17 protein-coding genes are annotated in these 15,407 nt (G+C 68.2%); 10 read left to right on the forward strand and 7 right to left on the reverse strand.

Annotation, left to right across the window (positions count from 1 at the left end):
• Nucleotides 1–94: 94 nt before the first annotated feature.
• Nucleotides 95–670, forward strand: a complete 576-nt coding sequence (gene betI / locus ABNQ40_RS12345; protein ID WP_098736529.1) for a transcriptional regulator BetI — start codon at nt 95–97, stop codon at nt 668–670.
• A 2-nt stretch (nt 671–672) separates the two neighbouring features.
• Here betI and ABNQ40_RS12350 read toward each other — a convergent pair whose 3' ends face one another.
• The 4 genes from ABNQ40_RS12350 to ABNQ40_RS12365 form a co-directional block, all read right to left on the reverse strand.
• On the reverse strand, nt 673–1,599 hold the full coding sequence (locus ABNQ40_RS12350; protein WP_109048494.1) for a proline/glycine betaine ABC transporter permease: 927 nt from the start codon (nt 1,597–1,599) through the stop codon (nt 673–675).
• On the reverse strand, nt 1,592–2,773 hold the full coding sequence (locus tag ABNQ40_RS12355; protein WP_109048493.1) for a glycine betaine/L-proline ABC transporter ATP-binding protein: 1,182 nt from the start codon (nt 2,771–2,773) through the stop codon (nt 1,592–1,594). The genes ABNQ40_RS12350 and ABNQ40_RS12355 overlap by 8 nt, the downstream gene beginning before the upstream one ends.
• 258 nt (nt 2,774–3,031) lie before the next feature.
• On the reverse strand, nt 3,032–4,213 hold the full coding sequence (locus tag ABNQ40_RS12360) for an acetyl-CoA C-acyltransferase family protein (RefSeq protein ID WP_098736532.1): 1,182 nt from the start codon (nt 4,211–4,213) through the stop codon (nt 3,032–3,034).
• A gap of 32 nt (nt 4,214–4,245) precedes the next feature.
• A complete protein-coding gene (locus ABNQ40_RS12365) occupies nt 4,246–5,061 on the reverse strand; it encodes an enoyl-CoA hydratase/isomerase family protein (protein WP_109048492.1) in 816 nt (271 codons plus the stop codon).
• Between the two features lie 298 nt (nt 5,062–5,359).
• Here ABNQ40_RS12365 and ABNQ40_RS12370 point away from each other — a divergent pair, with 298 nt between their 5' ends.
• The 3 genes from ABNQ40_RS12370 to ABNQ40_RS12380 all read left to right on the forward strand — a co-directional run bounded on the left by ABNQ40_RS12370 (nt 5,360) and on the right by ABNQ40_RS12380 (nt 7,993).
• Nucleotides 5,360–6,598 (forward strand): MFS transporter, encoded by a 1,239-nt coding sequence (locus tag ABNQ40_RS12370; protein ID WP_109048491.1) that lies wholly within the window; start codon nt 5,360–5,362, stop codon nt 6,596–6,598.
• A gap of 139 nt (nt 6,599–6,737) precedes the next feature.
• Complete coding sequence (locus ABNQ40_RS12375) at nt 6,738–7,325, forward strand: sigma-70 family RNA polymerase sigma factor (RefSeq protein ID WP_247879628.1); 588 nt, start codon at nt 6,738–6,740, stop codon at nt 7,323–7,325.
• Nucleotides 7,322–7,993 carry a cupin domain-containing protein gene (locus tag ABNQ40_RS12380; RefSeq protein ID WP_109048489.1) on the forward strand — a complete coding sequence of 224 codons (672 nt, stop codon included), beginning with the start codon at nt 7,322–7,324 and terminating at the stop codon, nt 7,991–7,993. The genes ABNQ40_RS12375 and ABNQ40_RS12380 overlap by 4 nt, the downstream gene beginning before the upstream one ends.
• Here ABNQ40_RS12380 and ABNQ40_RS12385 read toward each other — a convergent pair.
• Both ABNQ40_RS12385 and ABNQ40_RS12390 read right to left on the reverse strand, forming a co-directional pair.
• Nucleotides 7,990–8,271 carry a GNAT family N-acetyltransferase gene (locus tag ABNQ40_RS12385; protein WP_109048488.1) on the reverse strand — a complete coding sequence of 94 codons (282 nt, stop codon included), beginning with the start codon at nt 8,269–8,271 and terminating at the stop codon, nt 7,990–7,992. The two genes, ABNQ40_RS12380 and ABNQ40_RS12385, sit on opposite strands and share 4 nt — an antisense overlap.
• 57 nt (nt 8,272–8,328) lie before the next feature.
• Nucleotides 8,329–9,114, reverse strand: a complete 786-nt coding sequence (locus tag ABNQ40_RS12390; protein ID WP_109048487.1) for an SDR family NAD(P)-dependent oxidoreductase — start codon at nt 9,112–9,114, stop codon at nt 8,329–8,331.
• A 223-nt stretch (nt 9,115–9,337) separates the two neighbouring features.
• On the opposite strand from ABNQ40_RS12390, the gene ABNQ40_RS12395 reads away from it, so the two are divergent.
• Both ABNQ40_RS12395 and ABNQ40_RS12400 read left to right on the forward strand, forming a co-directional pair.
• Nucleotides 9,338–11,461 (forward strand): 3-hydroxyacyl-CoA dehydrogenase NAD-binding domain-containing protein, encoded by a 2,124-nt coding sequence (locus ABNQ40_RS12395; protein ID WP_109048486.1) that lies wholly within the window; start codon nt 9,338–9,340, stop codon nt 11,459–11,461.
• Nucleotides 11,462–11,633: 172 nt separating this feature from the next.
• Nucleotides 11,634–12,143 carry a hypothetical protein gene (locus ABNQ40_RS12400; protein ID WP_109048485.1) on the forward strand — a complete coding sequence of 170 codons (510 nt, stop codon included), beginning with the start codon at nt 11,634–11,636 and terminating at the stop codon, nt 12,141–12,143.
• Nucleotides 12,144–12,230: 87 nt separating this feature from the next.
• Here the strand turns inward: ABNQ40_RS12400 and ABNQ40_RS12405 are convergent, their stop codons facing one another.
• The gene (locus tag ABNQ40_RS12405) at nt 12,231–12,485 is read right to left on the reverse strand and encodes a hypothetical protein (RefSeq protein ID WP_247879627.1); all 255 of its coding nucleotides are present in this window, start codon (nt 12,483–12,485) and stop codon (nt 12,231–12,233) included.
• Here ABNQ40_RS12405 and ABNQ40_RS12410 point away from each other — a divergent pair.
• From ABNQ40_RS12410 to ABNQ40_RS12425, 4 genes are all read left to right on the forward strand, one after another.
• Nucleotides 12,412–13,107 carry a flagellar hook assembly protein FlgD gene (locus tag ABNQ40_RS12410; RefSeq protein WP_247879626.1) on the forward strand — a complete coding sequence of 232 codons (696 nt, stop codon included), beginning with the start codon at nt 12,412–12,414 and terminating at the stop codon, nt 13,105–13,107. The two genes, ABNQ40_RS12405 and ABNQ40_RS12410, sit on opposite strands and share 74 nt — an antisense overlap.
• Nucleotides 13,108–13,144: 37 nt before the next feature.
• On the forward strand, nt 13,145–14,455 hold the full coding sequence (flgE, locus tag ABNQ40_RS12415) for a flagellar hook protein FlgE (RefSeq protein ID WP_109048483.1): 1,311 nt from the start codon (nt 13,145–13,147) through the stop codon (nt 14,453–14,455).
• A 4-nt stretch (nt 14,456–14,459) separates the two neighbouring features.
• The gene (locus ABNQ40_RS12420; RefSeq protein WP_109048482.1) at nt 14,460–14,717 is read left to right on the forward strand and encodes a hypothetical protein; all 258 of its coding nucleotides are present in this window, start codon (nt 14,460–14,462) and stop codon (nt 14,715–14,717) included.
• Nucleotides 14,718–14,817: 100 nt separating this feature from the next.
• Nucleotides 14,818–15,390, forward strand: a complete 573-nt coding sequence (locus ABNQ40_RS12425; protein WP_109048481.1) for a hypothetical protein — start codon at nt 14,818–14,820, stop codon at nt 15,388–15,390.
• Nucleotides 15,391–15,407 lie beyond the last annotated feature (17 nt).

Genomic DNA, 15,407 nt, shown 5'->3' on the forward strand with positions numbered 1-15,407 from the left:
GACGGACCGGCGAAAATGGCGCATTTGTTGCGGTACAGGCCAAGGTCCCGGTTGAAACCGTCTTGGCTGAACAGGACAGGAGACCGCCAGCCCCATGCCCAAAGTCGGAATGGAACCGATCCGCCGCCGCCAGTTGATCGACGCCACCATCACCTCGATGGGCGAGCATGGCCTGGCCGACACCACGGTCCAGACGATCAGCCGGGGGGCCGGCGTTTCGCCGGGCATCATCCACCATTATTTCGGCGGCAAGGACGAACTGCTGTCCGCGACCATGCGTAGCATGCTGCAACAGCTGCGCGACGACGCGACCCAGCGGCTGGCGACCGCCGATTCGCCGCGCGCCCGGCTGGAGGCGATCGTCGACTGCAACTTCGCCCCCGGCCAGTTCGAGCCGCGGGTGGTCGCGGCGTGGCTCGGCTTCTGGGCGCAGGCGCCGCACAACCCGGCGCTGGCCCGGCTGCAACGGATCAATGCCCGCAGACTGCATTCCAACCTGCTGCATGCCCTGCGCCCTCTGCTGCCGCCGGACCGGGCGGAGCGGGTGGCCGTCGGGCTGGCGGCGATGATCGACGGGCTGTGGCTGCGCTTTGCCCTGACCGGCGCCATGGACGGCAGCGCCGCCCGGGCGGTGGCGCTGGGCTACCTCGATTCCGAACTGAACGCCTGACCTCACCGCCGCCACCAGCGCTGCTTGGCCGTTCCGGCGGCGGTCCGGCGGCGGCCGACGCCTCTGCCGGCACCCCGGCCAAAGCTCTGCGTGATGCGGTCGAGCACCACGGCCAGCAGCACCACGGCCAAGCCGCTCTGCACGCCGAGGCCGATGTCCAGGCGCTGGATGCCCTGGAGCACCACGTTGCCCAGCCCCCCGGCGCCGATCATCGAGGCGACGACGATCATCGACAGCGCCATCATCATGGTCTGGTTCACCCCGGCCATGATCGACGGCAGGGCGTTCGGCAACTGGATCTTGAACAGGAGCTGGTGGTCGCGGCAGCCGAAGGCGCGCCCGGCCTCGACCAGTTCCGTGGGCACCTGTCGGATGCCGAGCGCCGTCAGGCGAACGGCCGGCGGCATGGCGAAGACCACCGTGGCGATGATGCCGGGCACCCGGCCCAGGCCGAAGAACAGCACCGCCGGGATCAGATAGACGAAGGCCGGCATGGTCTGCATCAGATCCAGCAGGGTCTTGCCCACCCCGTCGGCGATCTTGCTGCGCGCCATCCAGATGCCGAGCGGCACCCCGCCGATCAGGCTGAGCACGGTGGAGGCGAGAACCAGCCCGAGGGTGGAAACCGTCGGCTCCCACAGCCCCATCACGAAGATACCGCCCAGCGACAGCAGGGTGAACAGCGCGAAGGCGCGTCCGACCCGCCAGAACGCCACCGCCGACAGCACCAGCGCCAGCAGCCAGGGCGGCACCCCCAGCAGCAGCCCGTCCAATGCCTCACCCAACCCGTCCACCGTCGCGGCGATCAGCGTCAGCGCCGGCTGACCATGGTCGAGGATCGTCGTCACCAGCCATTCGGCCCCGCGGGCGATGCCGCCGCCGATGGTCTCGTTCAGCCACTCGATATCCAGCAGCGCGATGTCAGCCATGCCGCACCTCGCGCCCGGCGGTCTCGCCACGGTCGAGCGCCGCCAGAAGCGCCGCACGGGAAATCACGCCGATGAGCCGGCCGTCCGGCTCGACGACCGGCAGCGGACAGGGGGCTGCGGCGACCCGGCCGAGCAGGGCATGGATCGGCGTGTCGGCCGCCACCGGCTCCAGCCCGAACAGGGCCGATGTGCCATCGCCGGCCAGCACGCCGCGGAAACAGCCGGCCGCATCGGTGCGGTAACGGAACCGTCCGGGCTCCCCCGCGGTCCCATCGTCGGGCGGCCGGGCGAGATCGCGGGCGCGCAGCACGCGCGAGGCATCGACGCCGCGGAAGAAGGCGCGGACATACTCGTCGGCCGGCGCGCGCAGGATTTCCGCCGGGGAGCCGATCTGGGCGATCCGGCCATCCTCCATCACCGCGATGCGGTCGGCGATTCGCATCGCCTCCTCGGCATCATGGGAGATGAAGACGATGGTGCGGGCATCCTCGCGCTGGAGCCGCAGAAGCTCGTCCTGCATGTCGGTGCGGATCAGCGGGTCGAGCGCCGAGAAGGCTTCGTCCATCAGCATGATCGTCGGATTCTTGGCCAGAGCGCGGGCCAACCCCACCCGCTGCTGCATGCCGCCGGACAGCTCGTCCGGATAACGGTCGGCATAGTCCGCCAGACCGACCCGTTCCAGGGCGGCCAGCGCCGCCTTGCGCCGCTCGGCCCGCTTCACCCCGGCCACCTCCAGCCCGAAGGCGGCATTCTCCAGCGCGGTGCGGTTGGGCAGCAGAGCGAAGGACTGGAAGACCATGCTCATGTCCCGCCGCAGCACCTCGACGAGGTCGGCGTAGGGAAGCGCGGTCAGGTCGCGGCCATCGAGCCGGATTTCCCCCTCCGACGGTTCGATCAGGCGGTTCAGCAGCCGGATGATGGTCGATTTTCCCGACCCCGACAGGCCCATGATGACGAAGATCTCGCCCGCCCGGATGTCGAAGCTGGCCTCGGCGACGCCGACATTGACGTTCAGCCGCTGCAGGACTTCCGCCTTGGTCGCCCCGCGGCGCAGCATTTCCAGCGCCGGGCGGGGATCGTCGGCAAAGACCTTGCGCAGGCCGCGCACCGCCAGACGCACCTGTCCAATCGTCGCCGAAGACGAACCGGTGGGCGTGGGCAGAATCGTCGTCATGGGCAAGGCTTCCGGAACGCAACAGACCAGGGTTAAGGCAATCGGGCCGTAGATTGCCCCGAGACGAGGGGCGCGGTCGATAGCTGCGTTCACGAAACCTGCATTTTGATGGCGCCGTTGCGCAATTGGCCGCAGGCGGAGGCCGATTTTATTTTGATTGATCGTTCAATGAAAAACCGGATGCGAGTTTTGAGTACGGGCGGGCGGTCCCGCCCGTACCTGCCCTGATCTTCTGACCGGATCCTCTGGCCCAGAGCCTCAGACGCGCTCGAAGATGGCGGCGATGCCCTGGCCGCCACCGATGCACATGGTCACCAGGGCATACCGGCCGCCGGTGCGGTGCAGTTCGTGGATCGCCTTCACCGTGATGATTGCACCGGTCGCCCCCACCGGATGGCCGAGCGAGATGCCGGAGCCGTTGGGGTTCACCTTGGCCGGGTCGAAATCCAGTTCGCGGATCACCGCGCAGGCCTGGGCCGCGAAAGCCTCGTTGGATTCGATGACGTCGAGGTCGCCGACCGACAGGCCGGTCCGTTCCAGCACCTTGCGGGTCGCCGGGATCGGGCCGATGCCCATGTAATCGGGCTCGACACCGGCATGGGCATAGCCGACGAGACGGGCCAGCGGCTTCAGCCCCAGCGCCTCGGCGCGGCGGGCGTCGGCCAGCACCACCGCGGCGGCGCCGTCATTCAGGCCGGAGGCATTGCCGGCAGTGACCGACCCGTCCTTCTTGAAGACCGGCTTCATCTTCGCCAGCCCTTCCGGGGTGACGTCGCCGCGGACATGCTCGTCGGTGTCGAAGACGATGGTGCCCTTGCGCGAGGCGATCTCCACCGGGACGATCTGGTCCTTGAAACGGCCCTCGGCGATGGCATGGGCAGCGCGGCGCTGGCTTTCCAGCGCCAGGGCGTCCTGCGCTTCGCGGTCGATGCCGTAGCGGGCGGCGACATTCTCCGCCGTCACCCCCATGTGGATCTTCTGCCAGGGGTCGTGCAGGATGCCGTTCATGTAATCGACCAGCGCCCCATCGCCCAGGCGGGTGCCCCAGCGGGCGCTCGGCACGAAATAGGGGCCGCGGCTCATCGATTCCGCACCGGCGCCGATGGCGACATCGCAGTCGCCGAGCGCGATTGACTGCGCCGCCGAAACGATGGCCTGAAGGCCGGAGCCGCAGAGCCGGTTGACGTTGAAGGCCGGCGTACCGATGGGGATGCCGGCGTCGATGGCTGCGACGCGGCTGAGATAGGCGTCGTTGGTCTCGGTCGGGATGACGTTGCCCATCACCAGATGGCCGACGGCGTCGGGCGCGGCGCCGGACCGCTCCAGCGCCGCCTTGACCGCCACGGTGGCGAGCCGGGTCAGCGGCACATCTTTGAGACTGCCGCCGAAGCCGCCGATGGCGGTGCGGGCGGCGCCGACGATGACGATGTCGTTCTGCATGGTTCGGTCCACTTCTCGGACAATAAAGACGGTCAGCGGCCGGTGAAGTCCGGCCTGCGCTTGGCGATGAAGGCGCTGACGCCCTCGATGAAATCGCTGGTGGCGGCGGTGGCGAGGAAGCGGTCGCGCTCGGCATCTAACTGCTGGTCCAGCGTCCGGTCGAAGGACTGGCGCATCAGATGGCGGACGCCGGCATAGGCGACGGTCGGCCCGGCGGCAAGCCGTTCGGCCAGCTTCGCCGTCTCCTCCGCCAGGGATGCCACCGGCACCACCCGGTTGACCAGCCCGATCCGCAATGCCTCCGCCGCGTCGATCACCTCCGACAGCATCGCCAGTTCCATGGCGCGGCGCAGACCGACGAGACGCGGCAGATGGAAGCTGCCCGACCCGTCGGGGGTGGCGCCGATGCGGGCATAGGCCATGGTGAATTTGGCGTCGTCGGCGGCGATGCAGAGGTCGGCGGCACTGGCGAGGCTCATCCCCGCCCCGGCCACCGGCCCATGGACGGAGGCCAGGACCGGCACGTCCAACCGGTCGAGTACGCGCAGCGCCTCGTGCAGATGGGCAATGATGGCGCCGGCCACCGCCGGGGCGGCTGCGGGATCGTCGTTGAAACGGCCGACATCGCCGCCGGCCATGAAGCCGCGGCCGTTGCCGGCGATCACCAGCACCCGCGTCGGCCCCGTCCCGCCCTCCTCCGCCACGCTGCGGCAGGCGTCGAGGAAGGCGGCGGCGGTCGGCTCGTCCAGCGCGTTCAGAACGCCCGGGCGGTTCAACCGGATCCAGGACACCGCCCCCTCGCGGACGAGCTGGACCGGCGATGGGGTGGCGGGCGCGGTGTCGGACATCCTGGCGTCTCCCGAATCTCTACCTGACGGAAGGTATGTTACCGATCAGTATGCCATGTCAACGGTCCGGTTGACCCAACGGTTACTCAGATTCCCGGGCCGCATCCCCCGACCACATCCCTGGGCCGCATCCCTGCTCCCCGCCCCGGCGACGGACCCAATCCATGGCTTGGCTGTTGGACCTTGCGACAGGTCGCAGCACCACACGCAAACAGAGATTCGGAGAATCGCCATGCATCATCGGCCCCCGACCGGCCTTCCGGCCCTGACGCACTGACGGCGGCGGAGGATTCAAGGCATGCCACCGGTCGTGCGTTCAGTCGCCTCGCTTCTGCTGGGCGTCGCCTTTCTGATGCTGGCGAACGGAGCCATGTCGACCCTGATCGGGCTGAGGCTGTCGGCGACGGCATCCGGTGCGACGGCGGTCGGGATGATCACCGCGGCCTATTATGGCGGGCTGACGCTGGGATCGCTCTATGCGCATCGGATCATCACCCGCGTCGGCCATATCCGGGCTTTCTCCGCCTTCGCCTCCGTCGTGTCGGTCGCCGCACTGTCACACGCGCTGTTCGTCGATGCGCCGCTCTGGGCTCTGCTGCGCCTGACGCAGGGGTTCTGCATGGCCGGTCTCTACATGTGCATCGAAAGCTGGCTGAACGGCACCGCCACCAACGAAAGCCGCGGGCAGCTGCTGTCGGCCTACATGGTGACGCTCTATGGCGCCTCCGGCGTCGGGCAGCAGCTGCTGCGCCTGGACGATGAGACCGGCGTGCGGCTGTTCATGATCGTGTCGATCCTGCTGACGCTGGCGCTGGTGCCGGTGGCCCTGACGCGGACGACGCCGCCGCAATTGCCGAACGTCTCCTCTTTCGGCATCGGGCGGCTTTATCGAAGCTCGCCGCTAGGGGTGGCGGGGGTGTTCATCAGTGGGGCGATCACCGGGTCGATCTATGGGCTGGCCCCGGTGTTCGGCGCCTCCTCCAGCTTCGGCGTGTCGGGCACGGCGCTATTCATGTCGGCGCTGATCCTCGGCGGCATGGCGCTGCAATGGCCGCTCGGCCGGCTGTCGGACCGTTTCGACCGGCGCCGTGTCATCATCGGCCTGTCGGCTGCCCTGTCGCTGACCAGCCTGGGCATGATCGCCGCCGCCGGGCTGGGCCAGCCGCTGGCGCTGATGCTGGTGGCGCCGCTGTTCGGCGGACTGGCTTTCACGCTCTATCCGGTCTGCCTCGCCCATACCAACGATTATGTCCGGCGGGAGGACATGGTGTCGGCCAGCGGCGGCCTGATCCTGGCCAATTCCGTCGGCGCCATCATCGGCCCGCCGGTGGCGGCGGCATTGATGATCGCCACCGGGCCGGCCGGGCTCTTCAGCTTCGTCACCGGCGGCGCGCTGTGCGCCACCCTCTATGGCCTGTGGCGGACCCGCATGCGCCCGCCCTTGCCCGCCGAGGCGCAGGCCGCCTTCCGCCCCCTGCCCCAGACCACGCCCACCGTCTCGCCCCTGGATCCCATGAGTGCGCTGAGAGCACGCTAAGAGCACACCCAAAGGACCAATGGTACACTGACGATTTTCGGGAATGCTCCGTTAAGAAGTTCAGGATAAGCTGCCGCCCGCTGGAATGCTGACTGGTGGTTGAATGCCGTTTACGCGTGGGCCCCTTTTGCCGGGGACGTTGAACAAGGACGGGGCAGGGAGTCCAGATGCCGACCGGGCCGATGCCGACCAGTTCGGCGGGCTGGTCCATGCGGTGGCGCAGGATCGCGACCGCACGGCTTTCGCTGCGCTGTTCCGCCATTTCGCGCCGAAGATCCTGCACTATTGCCTGAAGCTCGGCGCCGACCGCAGCACGGCGGAGGAACTGGTCCAGGACGTGATGCTGACGGTCTGGCTGAAGGCCGGCAGCTTCGATCCGGCCCAGGCGACTGTCGGCACCTGGGTGTTCACCATCGCCCGCAACCGGCGCATCGACCGCCTGCGCAAGGAGATGCGCCCCGCCCCCGACCCGGACGATCCGGCGATGACCCCCGCCTCCCTCGCCACGCCGGAGGAGACCGCCCAGATGGTCCAGAGCAGCCGCCAGCTTCAGGATGCGATCGAAACTCTGGCGGAGAACCAATCCGAGGTGCTGCGCCGTTCGTATTTTCTCGAACAGACCCATGAAGAGATCGCCGAGGATACGGATGTGCCCTTGGGAACGGTCAAGACCCGGCTGCGCCTCGCGCTCAGCCATCTGAAACGCAGCATGAGGGACAAGCCGTGACGGTGCCGTTCCACCATCCGGACGACCAAATTCTGATCGGCTATGCCAGCGGGCAGGAGCGGGCCGGGAAGTCCCTGCTGGTGGCGACCCACCTCGCCTATTGCCCGGAGTGCCGCCAGCGCGTCGCGTCTTACGAAGCCTTGTGCGGGAACTGGTTCGAAGAACTGCCCTGCGCGGGTCACGATGGGCTGGATACGCTGCTGGACCGCATGGACGGCCTGCTGACCGCCACGCGGACGCCGCCGGAGCCGGCCTCCATCGAGCCACCCGCCGCCGGCCGGACATGCGGACGGACGGTGCCGGAACCGCTGCGCAGCTGGCTGCCGGACGCCATCGACACGCCGACCGATGACGGGTCCTGGCGGGAGATTTCCAAGGGGGTCTGGCTGTCGGGCTGGGAGCGCACCCTGTCCGGCACGACGATCCGCCTTCTTCGCATGGCCTCGGGCGCCCCGGTTCCGGCGCACCGCCACACTGCGGACGAACTGCTGCTGGTCCTGCGCGGCGCCTTCCGCGACGAATATGGCAGCTACGGGCTTGGCGACGTCGCGCACTATGTCGCCGGCACCGACCATTACGCCCGCGGCGCCAGCGAGGAAGACTGCATCTGCCTCTTCCTGCTGGACGGCGATCTGATCTTCCTCGACGAGGACGGCAATCCGCTTTAGCCGACGAGGTCCTGATACTCCGGGTGGCGCTTGATGTAAGACTCGATGAAGGTGCAGAGCGGTAGCACCTTCAGGCCCTGCGCCCGGATGTCGTCCAGCGTGCCCTTCGCCAGTTCCGACCCCACCCCCTGGCCGGTCAGGGCGCCCGGCACCTCGGTGTGGGTCAATGCGATCTTGCCATCGCGCATGTCGTAGGTGACCAGCGCGGTGGAGCCGGCCACCGTCAGCTCATAGCGGCCGAGTTCCTCGTTTTTCCGCACCTTCTCATGCAAGCTCATGATGTCCTTCGCCTTGGTTGTTCGGTTTTGCGGCCGAGGCCGCGGGATTGCGGATCGTCAGCCGACCATCAGGGATTCCGCACCGTCGATCCAGACCGGGGTGCCGGTGATGTGCTTCGCGCGGTCGGACGCCAGGAACAGCGCAAGCTCCGCCACGTCGAAGCTGTCGCCGGACTTGCCGCCGGTCAGGGGCACCTTACCCTGCGGATACTCGATGGGGGTCTTCACCGATTCAATATTCCGCATCCTGGTGTTGTCGGGAATGTCCGTGTCGATGATGCCGGGGCAGATGGCGTTGACGCGGATGCGGCTCGGCGCCAGTTCCAGCGCCAGCATCTTCACCATGGCAAGCTGTGCCGCCTTGGTGCAGGAATAGGCGGTGGCGCCGGTGTTGCTGAACACCCGCGTGCCGTTGATCGATGCGGTGACGATCACCGAGCCGCCGCCCGCTTTCTTCAGGTGCGGAACCGCATGATGCAGCGTCAGGTAGGTGCCGCGCAGGTTGGTATTGATGGTGCGGTCCCATTCGTCCGGCGTCAGGTCGTCGATGGGCGCCCAGACACCGTTGATGCCGGCATTGGCGAAAACGATGTCGAGCCGCCCGAACTCCTCAACAAGTCGCTCTGTGGCCTGCCGCATCGCCGCGTCGTCGCCGACATCCGCAGTCAGGGGAATCGCCTTTCCACCGGCGGCACGGATCTCCTCGGCGGTCTTCGCGATCTCGTCCGCGGTGTGGCTCAGCACACCGACCGAGGCACCGGATTGGGCGAAGCGTATCGCCGACGCCTTGCCGATCCCAGACCCCGCACCGGTGACCAGTGCGACCTTCCCCGTCAAATCCATAACCCAACTCCAGCCAGTGACCTTCGACGCGAGTGCCAACCCATGACCGCGCCGTTCGGTTCCCGCGGATGCCGCTTCGCGCATTAAATTCCGTACAGAGAAATTATATTCCGAAAACTTGATTTGATGGGACCGTCTGTTAGACTGACGGTCCGCGGGCTTCCCATCCATGACGTCGTCTGTGATCGGATCAGCCCGGACCTTGGCTTTTCGGAGAGTGCCGATGCCGTCGCCGGCCCAGACTGAAGCGGTTCCGTCCAACCCTGTCCAGTATGCGCGCCAGGGACGCGTCGGCGTCATCACCGTCGATTACCCGCCGGTGAACGCCGTCGGCCATGGCGTGCGCAGCGGGCTGGTTGCGGCATTGGACGCCGGGCTGGACGACGATGGGGTCGAGGCACTGCTGATCGTCTGCGCCGGGCGCACCTTCATGGCCGGGGCTGACATCCGGGAGTTCGGCAAGCCTTCCGCCCCGCCGACCCTGCCGGAGGTGGTGGCGCGCCTCGATGCGGCGGCCAAGCCGGTGATCGCCGCCATCCATGGCACGGCGCTGGGCGGCGGGCTGGAGGTGGCGCTGGCCTGCCATCTCCGCGTCGCGTTGAAGTCGGCAAAGCTCGGCCTGCCGGAGGTGAAGCTGGGCCTGCTGCCGGGGGCCGGCGGCACGCAGCGGCTGCCGCGGCTGGTCGGGGCGGCCAAGGCGCTGGACATGATCCTGTCCGGCGATCCGGTGGGTGCCGAAGAGGCCCTGGCCATCGGCCTCGTCGATGCGGTGGAGGACGGCGCCTCCCCCCTGGAGGCCGGTCTTCGCGCCGCCGAACGGCTTCTATCCGACGGGAGCCGCCCGCAGCCGGTGAGTGCCCGCACCGACCGCATCGCTGGCACCGATCCCGCCCTGTTCACGGCGAAGCGGGCCGAGCTTGCCAAGCGGCAGCCGCACCTGTTCTCCCCCCACCGCATCGTCGACGCGGTCGAAGCCGCCGTCACCCTGCCCTTCGATGAGGGCACGGCGCGCGAGCGGGAGTTGTTCCTCGCCTGCATGGACTCGCCCCAGCGCGCCGGCCTGATCCACGCCTTCTTCGCCGAGCGCGAGGTGGCGAAGGTCCCCGGCCTGCCGGCCGGCACGCCGACGCGCGACATCCGCAAGGTCGGCGTGATCGGCGCCGGCACCATGGGCGGCGGCATCGCCATGTGCTTCGCCAATGCCGGCATTCCGGTGGTGCTGGTCGACAGCGCGCAGGAGGGGCTGGAACGCGGCATCGCCGCCATCCGCCGCAATTACGACTCCACCCTCCGCAAGGGCCGCCTGACCGCGGCACAGCTGGACGAGCGGATGGCGCTGATCCACCCCACCCTGTCCTATGGGGAACTGGCCGACGCCGATCTGGTGGTGGAAGCCGCCTTCGAGAGCATGGAGGTCAAGCAGGCGATCTTCCAGACGCTGGACCGGACCTGCAAGCCGGGGGCGATCCTCGCCACCAACACCTCGACGCTGGACGTGGACGCCATCGCCGCGGCGACCGGCCGGCCGCAGGACGTGCTCGGCATACATTTCTTCAGCCCGGCCAACGTCATGCGCCTGCTGGAAGTGGTGCGCGGGGCCAGGACCTCCGACACGGTGCTGGCGACGGCGATGGGGCTGGCGCGCCGGATCGGCAAGGTCGGCGTGGCGGTGGGCGTCTGCTATGGCTTCGTCGGCAACCGCATCCTGCACCAGCGCGGCCGGGAGTCGATGGCCCTGGTCGAGGAAGGCGCCAGTCCGGAGCAGGTCGACCGCGTGCTGACGGAGTTCGGTTTCCCGCTCGGCCATTTCTCGATGACCGACCTTGCCGGGATCGATGTCGGCTGGCGCATCCGCGAGGAGCGGCGCAAGGCCGGCGATCCGGAGGCACAATCGCCCAACTGGCTCGACACCCTGGCGGAGCGTGGGCGGTACGGCCAGAAGACCTCGGCCGGCGTCTACCGCTACGAGCCCGGCAGCCGTGTCCCGATCCCCGATCCGGAAGTGACGGCAGTGATCGAGGAGGATCGCCGCCGCCGTGGCATCGTCCCGCGCCCGGTCAGCGACGGGGAGGTCCGCGAACGCTGCCTCTATGCGATGGTGAACGAGGCGGCCAAAATCCTGGAGGAGGGCATCGCCGCCCGTGCGGTGGACATCGACGCCATCTGGCTGCACGGCTATGGCTTCCCGTCCTGGCGCGGCGGCCTGCTGTTCTGGGCCAACCGGGAAGGTCTGGGCAAGATCGCCGAGGCGGTCCAGCGTTACCACCGCGACATCGGCGGCCCGCAATGGCGGCCGTCGGCTTTGCTTCTGCAATGTGCCGCCGAAGGCCGGGCCATTGGATGCTGACTCCGGAATGTGGATTTCAAACCGGAAACTAGTTTCCGTTACTGATTGTTAGGAATCTCCCCTATACTCTGTCGTCAGGGATGCCCCGCTGCCCCCGACCGGCCCCCCAGCCGACGGGATCGACGGAGCGGACCTGACCCGAGGAACCCGGACCACACCGAAGGGGAAAAGCATGAAGGACATGACCGTCGCAGCCACCGACTGGGGTCTCCACGCCGTCGCCTGCAGCGGCCTTCGTGACGTTCCTCCCTCCGTCTGGCTCGAGACGTTGCGCAACGCGCTGTCCGGTGCCGGCACCGGCCGCAATCTGTTCCTGGACCTGCGGGAGGTCGGCAATTCCCCCTTGCCGCCGTCCCATCTGGGAGCCCTGGCATCGGTCGTCGCACAGGCCGGTTACAGTGCGGTTCTGGTGTCGGACCTCCGGCTCGGCCATGCGCTGTGCGATGCGGTTCGCCGCAGCGGTTCGAACGGGGAAATGGCTGCCGGCCTGCGCGTGCTGTCCGCGGACGGACGTGACCGGGTCGCCATCGCCGCCGCCTACCAGTGGCTGTTGAACGGGCGGGAGCCTGCGGATGCCCTTCTGGTGTCCGACCGCCGCCCGTCTGTCCTGGTCTTCCCCGCTACCGTGGCGCACAGGCGGCCGACCTCCCCCGGTTCCGCCGATCTGCGCCACGCCTCGTAACCGTCCTGTCGTAACCGCTTCATTTCCGCAGTCGTCGTCGTCTCAACTGCCTTTTCGCCCCGGCCGGACCCGTCCCGCCGGGGTTTTTTATGTCCATCTGAATTTTCCCGGAAGAATCTGCGCCAGCTTTCGCCCGCCGTTCCGTGGATAGCCACAGAACGAACGGGGCGGCGCCAGCCCGCCGCCCATCCCGAAAAGCCATCGGCCTGAACCGCCGCGAAATCCCGCCCGGATTCCGCGAACGGGCCGCGATTGGGTGGAGAAGGCGATGCTGGTCGATTCCGTCAGCGCAACGACGTCAACGACGTCGACGAAGTCCACGTCGAGCAGCTCGTCAGCCACGAGCGCGACCGACAGCTATCAGACATTTCTGACACTGCTGATGAAGCAGCTCGAGGTCCAGGACCCGACCAACCCGGTCGACACGACCACCTTCACCACCCAGCTCGTCCAACTGTCCGGGCTGGAACAGCAGATGTCGATCAACGACAAGCTCGACGAGCTGAACAGCACGGTGTCCGACCTCAGCAGCACCCTGTCGTCCTCCCTCGGGTCCGGCAGCGGCGCCGTCAATTATTACGGCAAGACGGTCGAGGCCGAGGGTTCCACCACGCCATTGCAGGACGGCGAGGCGAACTGGGAATACGACCTCGATTCCGCGGCGTCCTCGGTCAAGCTGACCATCACCGATTCCAGCGGCAACACCGTCTACAGCGATGTCAGCTCCTCCACCGCCGCCGGCACGCACGAGGTGACCTGGGACGGCGTCGGCACCAACGGCAAGAGCTACAGCGGCGGCACCTACACCCTGTCGGTCACCGCGCTCGACGCCAACGGCAAGGCCATCGACACCGCCACCCGCTTCAAGGGCACCGTGACCGCCGTGGACAGCTCGTCCGGCACGGCGGTGCTGAGCGTCGGCGGCGTCAGCCTGTCGGCCGACAAGGTGCTGACGGTTTCCTGACCCCTCCCCCCGGACAATTCGAAAGACAGGTGCCGCCATGAGCCTCACCAGCGCAATGTACAGCGCCACGTCCGGGCTGACCGCCCAGAGCAAGGCGCTCGCCAGCATCTCCAGCAACATCGCCAATTCCAGCACCACCGGCTTCAAGGGCACGGTGACGGAGTTCACCTCCTACATCAACAAGACCACGACGGTGGACGAGCAGGTCGGCGGCGTCATCGCGTCCAACACCCGCAGCGTCAGCCGCCAGGGCGAAATCCAGTCCTCGGCGACCACCACCAACATGGCGGTCAATGGCGACGGCTTCTTCGTCGTGTCGGACAAGACGTCGAGCGGCGGCACCTACTTCACCCGCAACGGCTCCTTCTCCACCGATTCCAACGGCAATCTGGTCAATTCGGAGGGCTATTACCTCTATGGCTGGGCGGTGGGCGACGACGGCACCATCAAGGCCGGCAACAAGACCTCCACCGACAGCCTGCAGGCGATCAACCTGACCAGCATCAAGGGCACGCCCAAGGCGACCTCGACGCTCGACATCGAGGCCAACCTGCCGTCCGACGCCGCGACCGGCGACAGCTTCACCACCGACGTGGAACTGTTCGACGCCCTGGGCAACAGTCATTCGGTGACGATGACCTGGAGCAAGACGGCCGACAACACCTGGTCGCTCAACGCATCCGACCCGACCGGCTCGGCCGACGGCACGACCACGACCGGCACGATCTCCGGCTTCCCGATCTCCATCGCCTTCAACAGCGACGGCTCGCTCGCCAGCGCCACCCAGACCGACAGCGGCGGCACCACGACCAGCGTCGATCCGTCGGCCATCGGCTTTTCGGTCGGCGGCTGGACCACCGGCGCCGGCGACAGCACGGTGACGATGTCGCTCGGCAGCGCCAACAGCACGACCGGGCTGACGCAATACGCATCGGGCGAGAGCACCGCCGCCATCGGCGACTGGACCGCCACCGGCAACGGCTACGAGCCCGGCACCCTGACCGGGACCACCATCGACAGCAGCGGCGTGGTGCGCGCCACCTTCGACAATGGCGAGACGCGGGCGATCTACCAGATCCCCATCGCGACCTTCGCCAATTCCAACGGGCTGGAGAGCGAGAGCGGAACCACCTTCACCCAGACCTACGAGTCCGGAAATTACCAGCTGCGCACCGCCGGCGACGGCAAGGCCGGCGAGATCGAAGCCAGCTCGCTCGAAAGCTCCACGGTGGAGCTGACCGACGAGTTCAGCCGGATGATCGTCGCCCAGCAGGCCTATTCCGCCGCGTCCAAGGTGATGACGACGGCGCAGGACATGATCGACACGCTGATTTCGATGAAGCGCTGACGCCATGGGCGCCGCACCCGACGAACGCTTCGCCCGCGCCGAGACCCTGCTGATGGAGCACCGGCGGCTGACGGTCCAGGCGCGGGCCCTGCTGGCGAGGACCGCCACGCAGGCCGAGCGGCTGGCGATGGCAGACGATCTGATCGCGCTGATCGACGGGCTGGACGTGGAAAAGCGTGCGCTGGGAGCCCGGATCCACCGCGGCCGGGTCGCCAATGCCGCGATGAGCGCCTATGGGCGGGCGATGGCGACGCGGCGGTAGTGGGAGCGGGCAACCGAAGCCGACGCTCCCCTCAAAAATCCCCGCCAGTTTTCGCACCACCCGCCGTGGAACCAGACATCCAAAACCCGGAGCTATCGCTATGGCGCTCAAGCAGACCTTGCGCAAGCCGGCCCCGCCGAAGCCCGTTCTGACCAAGGCCCAGGCTCCCGTCCAGCCCCCCGCCCGGCCCCCTGGCCAGAGCGGCACGCCGGAAACCCCGACCATCTTCCTCCGTGTCGATGCGGTGGAGGTTCTGGAGGCCTTCGTCGCCGAACTGGACCGCGCCGCAACGCGCGCCGAGGCGGCGGTGCGCGAGGGGCGGCCGCGCGATGCGCTACTGGCGGCGGGCGACATGCAGACGCTGCTGCGGAGCTGGAAGGACCGGCTGGCCGATGCGCTGGTGCAGACGCGCAGCAAGCGCGTCGCCCCTGCCGTGCGCGGCGCCGCCAAGGCCGCCGCCGACCGGGTCCTGCCGGCGCTGGCCGCCCGCATGCGGGAGATGGAGGCGCAGATCAGGGTTCACCGCGCCCGCCAGAACGCCATCGGCGCCGCCCTGCGCGCCGCGTCCACCGCGCCGGCCGGCGTCTATGGCGTCGCCTATGGCCCCGGCGCCCGCTATGGCGCGCGGGTGGCGATGCGCACCACCGGCCATGTCGTCGGCCTGACGGCCTGACCATTTGAGCGCGGAAA

The sequence above is a fragment of the Azospirillum sp. A23 genome (assembly GCF_042938965.1).
GTDB lineage: Bacteria > Pseudomonadota > Alphaproteobacteria > Azospirillales > Azospirillaceae > Azospirillum > Azospirillum melinis.